The sequence below is a fragment of the Streptomyces sp. NPDC059989 genome (assembly GCF_042736975.1).
Taxonomy (GTDB): domain Bacteria; phylum Actinomycetota; class Actinomycetes; order Streptomycetales; family Streptomycetaceae; genus Streptomyces.
Map to the genome: position 1 here is coordinate 16,863 of NZ_JBHWUO010000054.1, position 10,134 is coordinate 26,996.

Here is a 10,134-nt window from a genome sequence, read left to right on the forward strand (position 1 = left end):
TTCCCAGGGCGCGCGGGGGCCGCCGCCCCGGTGGCCGGGGCGGCGGGGGCGGCGGGACCGCCGTGGGCGTTGCTCCGTACGGGTTACCGGCGTACGGGTTAACGGCGTACGGGCTACCGGCGTACGGGCTACTGCGGGAACAGGCTGCCCGCCGCGAAGCGCAGGACCAGCTGCGGGGCGCCCGAGAGGACGAGCGCCGTGGCCGCGGTGAGGACGATCGCCACCGTGACCGGCCAGGGGGCCTTGGCCTTCGCAGGGGTCCCGGCAGCGGCCTCCGCCGTGCCCTCCGCCGCACCGTCCGGCGCGCGGAAGAGCAGTGCCGTCCAGCGCAGGTAGTAGTAGAGGGCGATGACGACGTTGACCGCCATGACCACGGCGAGCCAGCCCAGGCCCGCGTCGACCGCGGAGCGGAAGACGGTGACCTTGGCGAAGAGGCCGACGATGCCCGGGGGCAGGCCGGCCAGGCAGAGCAGGAAGAAGGCCAGGGAGAGGGCGGCCAGCGGGCGCTCGGCGTACAGGCCCCGGTAGTCGCTGATCCGGTGCAGCGGCTTCGTACGGGCGACCAGCGCGGCGACGGCGAAGGCGCCGAGGTTCACGACGGCGTACATGAGGGCGTAGGCGACGGTCGAGCCGATCTGGTCGCGCGCGGCGTACGCGGCCGCGGCGATCGGGACCAGCAGGTAGCCGGCCTGGCCGACCGAGGACCAGGCGAGCAGCCGTACGGCGCTGTTCGGGCGGTCGGCGGACTGGCGCAGCGCGGCGGCGTTGCCCAGGGTCATGGTGAGCGCGGCCAGGACGGCGAGGGCCGGGCCCCAGATCTCGGAGTACGCCGGGAAGGCGATCACCGTGACGAGGATGAGGCCGGTGAAGCCGACGGCCTTGCCGATCACCGAGAGGTAGCCGGCGATGGGCAGGGGGGCGCCGACGTAGGTGTCGGGGACCCAGAAGTGGAAGGGGACGGCCGCGGTCTTGAAGGCGAAGCCGACGAGGGTGAGCGCGACGCCCGCCATGGCGAGGGTGTCGAGCTGCCCGGGGACGTCCTGGAGGCCATCGGCGACCTGGGTGAGGTGCAGGGAGCCGGTGGCGGCGTAGACGAAGCTGATGCCCATCAGCGACACGGCGGTGGCGGTGACGGAGGAGAGGAAGAACTTGAGGGCGGCCTCGGAGGAGAGCCGGTCGCCGCGGCGCATGCCGACGAGGGCGAAGGCGGGCAGCGAGGCGACTTCGAGGGCGACGATCAGGGTGGCGAGGTCGCGCGCGGCGGGCAGCAGGGCCGCGCCGGCGGCGGAGGACAGCAGCAGGAACCAGTACTCGCCGGCGGGCATGCGCGCGTCGCGGACGGCGGTGACCGACAGCAGGGCCGTGACCAGCGCGCCGCCCAGGACGAGGAACTGGATGACGAGCGCGAAGTGGTCGGCTGTGTAGCTGCAGGCGGCCGGGTCGCCGGTGAGGCAGAAGGTGGTGCGGTCGCCGGCGCGCAGCGGCAGCAGGGTGGCGGTCGCGGCGGCCAGGCCGGCCACGGAGATCCAGCCGAGGGCGGGCTTGGAGCGCTCGGGTACGAAGAGGTCGGCGATCAGGACGACCAGGCCGACCGCTGCGGTGATCACCACGGGTGCGATGGCGAGCCAGTCGACGGACTGGACCAGGCTGGGGGTCTCGGCGGCGGCGAGGGCCGTGAGGGCCGTCATGCGTTGCCTCCTGCGAGGAGCTTCTGGACGGCCGGATCGGTGAGGCCGAGGAGGACCGCGGGCCACAGGCCGGCGAGGACGGTGAGGGCGACGAGCGGGGTCCAGGCGGCGAACTCGTAGCGCTGGATGTCCGCGAGGACGAGCTCGGGACCGGCCTTCGGGTCGCCCATGCAGACGCGCCGTACGACGACCAGGAGGTACGCGGCGGTGAGCAGGGTGCCGAAGGCGCCCATGGCCATGAAGGTGAGGAAGGCGGGCCGCGAGAGGCCTTCGGCGGGGTCGAAGGCGCCGAAGAGGGCCAGCATCTCGCCCCAGAAGCCGGCCAGGCCGGGGAGGCCGAGGGAGGCGACGGCGGCGAAGGCGAGGAAGGCGCCGAGACGGGGGGCGCGGCCGTAGAGGGCGGCGCCGGTGGCTCCGGCGAGGGTGTCGAGGTCGGCGGTGCCGTAGCGGTCCTTGAGGGCGCCGACCAGGAAGAAGAGGAGACCGGTGATCAGGCCGTGGGCGATGTTGGCGAAGAGCGCGCCGTTGACTCCGGTGGGGGTCATGGACGCGATGCCGAGGAGCACGAAGCCCATGTGGCCGACGGAGGAGTACGCGATGAGGCGCTTGAGGTCGCCCTTGTTCCCCTTGCGGGCCAGGGCGAGGCAGGCGAGGGATCCGTAGATGATGCCGATGGCGGCGAGGGCGCCCAGGTAGGGGGCGAAGGTGGCCATGCCGTCGGGGGTGACGGGGAGCAGGATGCGGACGAATCCGTACGTGCCCATCTTGAGCAGGACGCCGGCCAGCAGGACGGATCCGACGGTGGGCGCGGCGGTGTGGGCGTCCGGCAGCCAGCTGTGCAGCGGCCACATCGGGGTCTTCACGGCGAGGCCGATGCCGATGGCGAGGACGGCCAGGAGCTGGGTGGTGTGGGTCAGTCCGCGGCCGTTGTCAGAGGCGAGTGCCACCATGTCGAAAGTGCCGCTGTTCAGTCCGATGAGCAGCAGACCGAGCAGCATGACGACGGAGCCGAGGAGCGTGTAGAGGATGAACTTCCAGGCGGCGGCCTGCCGCTGAGCACCGCCCCAGCGGGCGATGAGGAAGTACATCGGGATGAGGACCATCTCGAAGGCGAGGAAGAAGAGCAGCAGGTCGAGGACGGCGAAGGTCGCGAGGGTGCCGGACTCCAGGACCAGGAGCAGCGCGACGAAGGCCTTCGGGGAGGGGCCTGCGGGGAGCTTGAAGTAGCTGTAGAGCGCGCAGAGGAAGAACAGCAGCGCGGTCATCAGGAGGAGGGGGAGCGAGATGCCGTCGATGCCGAGGTGGATCCGGACGTTCAGCGCCTGGATCCAGCTGATGTCCGTCGTCGCCTGGAACCGGGACGGGGCGTCGTGGTCGAAGCCCAGGGTGAGGGCGATCGCCGCGGCGAGGATGACACCCGTGACGGTCACGCCGTGGCGGAGCACGGCCTGTTCGGGGCCGCGGCCCTTGAGCCCGGGCGGGGGCGGCAGGAGGGCCGCGGCCGCGCCGAGGAGCGGGGCGACCACGATGAACGCCAGAAGGAACTGCATCACGGACGGGCTGATATCAATCACGGCTGACTCACGGCTCACGATCCGGCGTTGACGTTGGCGAGGACGGCGGTGGCGATCGCCAGGACCACGGCGCCGGCGAGCAGGGCGCTCAGGTAGCTCTGCACGTTGCCGGTCTGGGCCCGGCGTACGAGGCTGCCGAGCAGCCGCGGGCCGGCGCCCGCGCCGCGGACGTACGTGTCCACGACCTCGCGGTCGAGGAAGCGGACCAGGCTCGCGGCCGCCCGGACGGGGCGCACGAAGAGCCGGTCGTAGACGGCGTCGAGGTGGAAGCCGTCGGCCGCGTGGCGGTGCAGGGGGCCGAGGAACGCCTTGCCGGGGTCGGCGGTGGGGCCGACCGGGGCGGCGGGGTGGTCGTGGGTGACCTCGGCGACCTCGGGGGTCTCGGCCTCGGACTCGGCGACCGTGGCGGCGACGGCGGCGTCCGCCGCGAGGCCGTTGCCGGGCGCGGTGGCGGCTGCGACGGCGGCGGCGCGGACCGTGGCGCGCTGCCAGAGGCCGTAGGTCAGCAGGGCGCCGATGAGCGCGGCGCCGATGCCGAGGAGCGAGGTGGTCAGGGTCGGGGTGAGCTGCCCGCCGTCGAACCAGTCGGCGAGGGGGCCGGCCGCGAGGCCGAAGCCGATGGACGGGACCGCCAGCAGCCACAGCACGCCGGTCATGGCGGCGGGTTCCTTGCCGTGGTCGGGCGCGGGGGCGCCCGTACCGCGGAAGGCCATCAGCCACAGCCGGGTGGCGTAGGCGGCGGTGAGCAGGGCGGTCAGCAGGCCGGCGACCAGGACCAGCCAGCCGGCGGCGCTGGGAGCGAACTCCGAGTGGCCGGTGGCGGTGTGCTCGGCGGCGACGAGGACGGCTTCCTTGGAGAAGAAGCCGGCGAAGGGCGGGATCGCGGCGAGCGCGAGGAGCGCGATCGTCATCGTCCAGAAGGCGTCGGGGATGCGCTTGGCCAGGCCGTCCATACGGGACATGGCGGCCAGGGAGTTCGTCCCGGCGGCGTGGATGATGACGCCCGCGCCGAGGAACAGCAGCGCCTTGAAGGCGCCGTGGGACAGGAGGTGGAAGACGGCGGCGCCACGGTCGCCGACGGCCAGGGCCCCGGTCATGTAGCCGAGCTGGCCGACCGTGGAGTAGGCGAGCACGCGCTTGATGTCGTCCTGGGCCAGGGCGGCGAGGGCGGAGCCGACCATCGTGATCGCCGCCATGACGGCCATGACCACCAGCACGGCGCGGGAGGCCGCGAAGACGGGGAGGAGACGGGCGATGAAGTAGACACCGGCGGCGACCATCGTCGCGGCGTGGATCAGCGCGGAGACCGGGGTCGGGCCCGCCATGGCGTCCGGGAGCCAGGTGTGCAGCGGGAACTGCGCTGACTTGCCCGCGACTCCGGCGAGCAGGAGGAGCGCGATCAGCGTCGGGTGGTCGAGCCCGCCCGCGGCGACGGTGCCCAGGATCTTGGTGATCCGGAAGGAGCCGGCGTCGGCGGCGAGTGCGAACAGCCCGATCAGGAAGGGGACGTCACCGAGCTTGGTGACGAGGAAGGCCTTCAGGGAGGCGGAGCGGGCCGCCTCGGTCTCCCAGTAGTGGCCCACCAGGAAGTACGAGCAGATGCCCATGATCTCCCAGCCGACCAGCAGCACCATCAGGTCGCCGGAGTAGACGACGAGCAGCATGGCGGAGGTGAACAGTGAGACCAGAGCGGCATACGACGGGTAGCGCGGGTCTTCGCGGAGGTACGCCGTCGAGTAGAGCTGTACGCAGGTGGCGACGACCCCGACCAGGACGGCGACCAGCACGGCGAAGCCGTCCAGGTGGAGCGAGAGCTCGATCGGGACGGAGCCGGTCGGGGTCAGTTCGGTCGCGGTGTCGATCGCCTTGCCGCCGCCATGGCGGACGGCGACGAGCACGGCCAGTACGGCGGCGGCCAGCGTCGGCAGGATGGCGAGCGGCCGGACGAATCCGGGGGCGCTGCGGCCGAAGAGAAGTCCCGCGACCGCGCCCAGGAAGGGGAGGAGGGGGACGAGGACGGCGAGGGTCGTGGTGCTCACGCGGCGACCTCCGGCCGGGCGGTGCTGTTGCTGTCGTTGGCGGTGGGGTTCCGGTCGGGCTCGTGGCCCTCGGCGGTGTCGCGCAGGCGGTCGACGTCCGAGGTGCCGCGGTTCCGGTACACCATCAGCACGATCGCGAGGCCGATGCCGATCTCGGCGGCGGCGATGGCGATGGTGAAGAGGGTGAGGGCCTGGCCGGCGTGCAGGGTGTCGCGCAGCCAGACGTCGAAGGCCACCAGGTTGAGGTTGACGGCGTTGAGCATCAGCTCGACGGACATCAGGACCAGGATGGCGTTGCGGCGGGCGAGTACTCCGTACAGGCCCGTGCAGAAGAGGAGCGCCGCCAGCACGGCGGGGTAGGCGAGGTGCATCAGCGCTGGCCCTTCTTCTCGCCGGCGGCTTCGTCTTCGGCGGGGGTGTTCCTGCGGGACAAGACGATGGCGCCGATCAGGGCCGCGAGGAGGAGGACGGAGAGCGCCTCGAAGGGCAGCACCCAGTGCTGGAAGAGGATCTCGCCGGAGACCTTCGTGGAGCCCTGGACCGGGCCGTCGAGGTCGATCCAGGTGGCGCGGAAGGCATCGACGACGACCCAGACGAGCGCGACGGCCGCGACGCCGGCGACCCCGGCCGCGACCCAGCGGTTGCCGGAGTCGGCGTCCGGGGAGCGGCCGATGGGCGCCTTGGTGAGCATCAGCCCGAAGAGGAGGAGGACGACCACGGAACCGAGGTAGATCAGGACCTGGACCCAGGCGATGAACTCCGCGGTGAGCAGCAGGTACTCGACGGCGATGCCGCCGAGCGTGACGACCAGCCAGAGGGCGGCGTGCACGAGCTGCTTGGTGCGGACCGTGACGAGGGCCGCGCCGAGGGTGGCGAGGCCGACGAGGACGAAGGCGATCTCGACGCCGGTCGGCGACAGGAAGCCGGCGCCTTGGGCGGCGGCGGCAAGGTGGGCGGTGAGCATCAGGCGGCGCCTCCCGCCGGGTCGGTGCCGGATCCCGTGCCGGGGGCTTGGCCGGGACCGGGGTCGGCGGGCGTGCCGGATCCCGTGCCGGGGGCGATGCCGGTGCCGGGCTCGGAGCCCGTGCCGGTGCCCTGGCCGGGGGTGGCGGTGCCCGGGGTGGCGGTGCCCGGGGTGGCGGTGCCCGGGGTGGCGGGCTTGGTGGGCTCTGCCGACTCGGCCTCGGCCTCGGTCTCGGCTGCGGCGGCGGCCGCGGCGGCTTCGGCCTTTTCGACCGCCTTGCGGGCGGCGGCGACTTCCTTGGGCTCCTCGGCGGCCGGGTCCAGGGCGGGCGGGGCCGGGACGGTCCACATCCACTCGCGGAGCTTGTCCCGCTCGTGGGTCAGCTCGTGGATGTCGGTCTCCGCGTACTCGAACTCCGGCGACCAGAAGAGGGCGTCGAAGGGGCACACCTCGATGCAGATACCGCAGTACATGCAGAGGGAGAAGTCGATGGCGAAGCGGTCGAGGACGTTGCGGCTGCGCTCGCGGCCACCGGGGGTGGAGGCCGGGACCGTCTCCTTGTGGGAGTCGATGTAGATGCACCAGTCGGGGCACTCACGGGCGCACAGCATGCAGACCGTGCAGTTCTCCTCGAACAGGCCGATGACCCCGCGGGAGCGCGGCGGGAGGGAGGGCTGGACCTCGGGGTACTGGGCGGTGTGCGAGCGCTTCGTCATCGTGCGCAGCGTCACGGCCAGGCCCTTGGCGAGGCCGGATCCGGGGATGGGCATCAGTTGATCGCCACCTTCACGATGCCGGTGAGCGCGATCTGGGCGAGCGCGAGCGGGATGAGTGTGGTCCAGGCGAGCTTCTGGAGCTGGTCCTCGCGCAGCCGCGGGTAGCTCACGCGGAGCCAGATCACGACGAAGGCGAGGATCGCGGTCTTGAGCAGGGTCCAGACCCAGCCGAGGCCGTCGCCGCCGAAGGGGCCCTGCCAGCCGCCGAGGAAGAGGACGGTGGTGAGGGCGCAGAGGACGACGATGCCGGCGTACTCGGCGAGCAGGAACAGCGCGAAGCGGAGTCCTGTGTACTCGGTGTACGCGCCGAAGATGATCTCGGAGTCGGCGACGGGCATGTCGAAGGGGGGCCGCTGGAGTTCGGCGAGGCCCGCGGTGAAGAAGACCAGGGCGCCGACGATCTGCCAGGGCAGCCACCACCACTGGAAGGACTCGACGATGCCGGGGAGGGAGACCGTCCCCGCCGCCATGGCCACGGAGGCGGCGGCGAGCAGCATGGGGAGCTCGTAGGCGAGCAGCTGGGCGGCCGTACGGAGGCCGCCGAGCAGGGAGAACTTGTTCGCGGAGGCCCAGCCGGCCATGAGGGAGCCGAGGACTCCGACGCCCATGACGGCGAGCACGAAGAACAGCCCGGCGTCGATGACCTGGCCGACCGCGCCCTCGCCCGGGCCGATCGGGATGGCGAGGAGGACGAGGAGGTACGGGAGCAGGGCGACGGCGGGGGCGAGCTGGAAGATCCGGCGATCGGCGTTGGCCGGGACGATGTCTTCCTTCTGCGCGAACTTCACGCCGTCGGCGACGAGCTGGGCCCAGCCGTGGAAGCCGCCGGCGTACATGGGGCCGAGGCGGCCCTGCATGTGGGCCATCACCTTGTGCTCGGTCTGCCCGACGACGAGCGGGAGCACGAGGAAGACGGCGAAGACGACGATCAGCCGCAGGGCGACGTCGAGGACGTCGTTCACGCGTCGCCTCCGTTGTCAGGGGTGGGGTGGTCTGTCTTGGGTTCTGCCTCGGGGTCCGGCTGCCGCTCCGCCTCCGGCGCGGGGGCCGGATCCGGGGCCGGAGCCGGGGCCGGAGCCGGGGCCGGAGCCGGAGGCGTGGCGGCGTCGAAGGCCGGCTTCGGGTCGTGCCAGGGCGCGTCCGTGCTGCGGGGGGCGGGGCGGCGCGGCGGGGCCGCCTCGTCGGCTGCCGGCGCGGCGTCCGGGACGGCCGCCTGGCTTGCCGAGCCGTCCGCCACCGAGCGGGTGCGGCGCGGCGGGCGGGCCGGGGACTCGGCATCCGGGGTCGGCGGGGTCGCCGAGCCCTCCGTGTCCGGGACGGCCGCCTGGCTCGCCGAGCCGTCGGCCACCGAGCGGGTGCGGCGCGGCGGGCGGGTCGGGGACTCGGCGTCCGGGGCCGGCTGGGTGGCCGAGCCCTCCGCGACCGAGCGGGTGCGGCGGACCGGGGCGCCCTCGCGCGGGGTGCGGGCGGCGGCGCCCGCCGCGCCTGCGGCGCGCGGGGTGCGGGCCGGGCGGGCGGGGGCCGGCGGGAGCTGGCCCTTCATCGGGCCCCAGTCGTTGGGGTCCGGGACGCCCGGCGGAAGCATCTGGCGGCGCTTCGGCGCGTCCGGGTCGTGGGCCTCGCCCGGCTCCTTGGCGCCGGGCCAGGCCTTGGCGACGCGCGCGGCCAGGACGAAGTCCTTGCGCAGCGGGTTGCCCTCGAAGTTCTCCGGGAGGAGGAGGTGGACGAGGTTCGGGTGGTCCGTGAAGACCACCCCGAACATCTCGAACGTCTCGCGCTCGTGCCACTCCGCACCCGCGTACACGGCGACCGCCGAGGGCAGCGAGGGAGCGGAGTGCGGGACGGTCGTGCGCAGCAGGAGGCGGCGTACGCGGTGGTTCTCCAGCGAGACCACGTGCGCGCAGATCCGGAAGCCGGTGCCCGGCTCGTCGACGGCGCTCAGCCAGTCGAAGTACGTGCAGCCCAGCTTGTCGCGGGCGATCTCCAGGGAGGAGATCCACGAGCCGACGGGCACGTCCACCGTCAGCAGGTCGTACGAGACCTCGGCCAGGGCCTCTTCGCCGAAGACCGTCGCCGCCGCGTCGGGGAGGGAGTCGTAGAGGTTCATGCGCCGGCCCCTGGGGGTGTGACCAGGCCGCTCGTCAGCTGGGCCACGGACGGACCCGACGCGTAGCGGTCCGCCAGCGACTCGCGGGCGATCTTCTCCTGGAGCTTGAGGATGCCCTGGAGCAGCGCCTCCGGACGCGGCGGGCAGCCGGGCACGTAGACGTCGACGGGGATGATCTGGTCGACGCCCTTGGTCACCGAGTACGAGTCCCAGTACGGGCCGCCGCAGTTGGAGCAGGCGCCGAAGGAGATGACGTACTTCGGCTCCGGCATCTGCTCGTAGAGCCGCTTCACGGCGGGGGCCATCTTGTCCGTGACCGTACCCGAGACGATCATCAGGTCGGCCTGGCGCGGCCCCGGCGCGAAGGGGATGACGCCGAGGCGGATGAAGTCGTGCCGGGCCATCGACGCGGCGATGAACTCGATCGCGCAGCAGGCGAGTCCGAAGTTGAAGACCCACAGGCTGTACCGGCGGCCCCAGTTCAGGACCACCTTCATCGGTTCCGGGGCCAGGCGGGAGAGGACTCCCAGGCGCTTGGGCTCCGGGAGCAGCTCCGGCTGAGGTGTCACGTCCATTCGAGGACGCCCTTCTTGTACGCATAGAGCAGGCCGACGGCCAGGAAGCCCAGGAAGATGAACATCTCCACCAGGGTCGTGGCGCCGTAACCGGCGGCGGCGAACACCGTCGCCCACGGGAAGAGGAAGATCGAGTCGACGGCGAAGATGACGTAGAGGAACGCGTAGACGTAGTAGCGGACCTGGGTGTGCGCCCAGCCCTCGCCCACGGGGTCGACGCCGCATTCGTACGTCAGGAGCTTCTCGTGGGTCGGGACCACGGGCCGCAGCAGGCGGCCGGCGCCGAAGGCCACGGCCACGAAGAGCACGCCGATCGCGGCCAGCAGGCCCACGACCGAATAACTCCGGAAGTAGTCCGCCGCGAGCACGGTTACGGTCGATACCGTTGGTTCGGGCACGTCCGTTCCTCGC

General features: G+C 72.6%; 10 protein-coding genes. All 10 read right to left on the minus strand.

The features are described 5' to 3' along the window. Positions 1 to 128 precede the first annotated feature (128 nt). The 10 genes from ACFWBN_RS32925 to ACFWBN_RS32970 are packed head-to-tail and all read right to left on the minus strand — an operon-like array spanning position 129 to position 10,121. Positions 129 to 1,688, minus strand: a complete 1,560-nt coding sequence (locus ACFWBN_RS32925) for an NADH-quinone oxidoreductase subunit N (RefSeq protein WP_385183112.1) — start codon at positions 1,686 to 1,688, stop codon at positions 129 to 131. Next, positions 1,685 to 3,238, minus strand: a complete 1,554-nt coding sequence (locus ACFWBN_RS32930; RefSeq protein WP_385183176.1) for a NuoM family protein — start codon at positions 3,236 to 3,238, stop codon at positions 1,685 to 1,687. Before ACFWBN_RS32930 ends, ACFWBN_RS32925 begins: the two co-directional genes overlap by 4 nt. A gap of 38 nt (positions 3,239 to 3,276) precedes the next feature. After that, entirely contained in the window at positions 3,277 to 5,301 is a 2,025-nt protein-coding gene (locus ACFWBN_RS32935; RefSeq protein WP_385183115.1) for an NADH-quinone oxidoreductase subunit L, read from the minus strand. Beyond that, complete coding sequence (nuoK, locus tag ACFWBN_RS32940) at positions 5,298 to 5,672, minus strand: NADH-quinone oxidoreductase subunit NuoK (RefSeq protein WP_385183118.1); 375 nt, start codon at positions 5,670 to 5,672, stop codon at positions 5,298 to 5,300. Before nuoK ends, ACFWBN_RS32935 begins: the two co-directional genes overlap by 4 nt. Then, complete coding sequence (locus ACFWBN_RS32945) at positions 5,672 to 6,265, minus strand: NADH-quinone oxidoreductase subunit J (protein WP_385183120.1); 594 nt, start codon at positions 6,263 to 6,265, stop codon at positions 5,672 to 5,674. Before ACFWBN_RS32945 ends, nuoK begins: the two co-directional genes overlap by 1 nt. Next, positions 6,265 to 7,038: a NuoI/complex I 23 kDa subunit family protein gene (locus tag ACFWBN_RS32950; RefSeq protein ID WP_385183179.1), complete on the minus strand. Its 774-nt coding sequence runs from the start codon at positions 7,036 to 7,038 to the stop codon at positions 6,265 to 6,267. The genes ACFWBN_RS32945 and ACFWBN_RS32950 overlap by 1 nt, the downstream gene beginning before the upstream one ends. Further along, a complete protein-coding gene (locus tag ACFWBN_RS32955) occupies positions 7,035 to 8,003 on the minus strand; it encodes an NADH-quinone oxidoreductase subunit H (protein WP_385183123.1) in 969 nt (322 codons plus the stop codon). The genes ACFWBN_RS32950 and ACFWBN_RS32955 overlap by 4 nt, the downstream gene beginning before the upstream one ends. Continuing rightward, a complete protein-coding gene (locus ACFWBN_RS32960) occupies positions 8,000 to 9,148 on the minus strand; it encodes an NADH-quinone oxidoreductase subunit C (RefSeq protein ID WP_385183126.1) in 1,149 nt (382 codons plus the stop codon). The genes ACFWBN_RS32955 and ACFWBN_RS32960 overlap by 4 nt, the downstream gene beginning before the upstream one ends. Further along, on the minus strand, positions 9,145 to 9,723 hold the full coding sequence (locus ACFWBN_RS32965; protein WP_215011235.1) for an NADH-quinone oxidoreductase subunit B: 579 nt from the start codon (positions 9,721 to 9,723) through the stop codon (positions 9,145 to 9,147). Before ACFWBN_RS32965 ends, ACFWBN_RS32960 begins: the two co-directional genes overlap by 4 nt. Next, positions 9,714 to 10,121 (minus strand): NADH-quinone oxidoreductase subunit A, encoded by a 408-nt coding sequence (locus ACFWBN_RS32970; RefSeq protein ID WP_385183130.1) that lies wholly within the window; start codon positions 10,119 to 10,121, stop codon positions 9,714 to 9,716. Before ACFWBN_RS32970 ends, ACFWBN_RS32965 begins: the two co-directional genes overlap by 10 nt. Between the last annotated feature and the right edge of the window lie 13 nt (positions 10,122 to 10,134).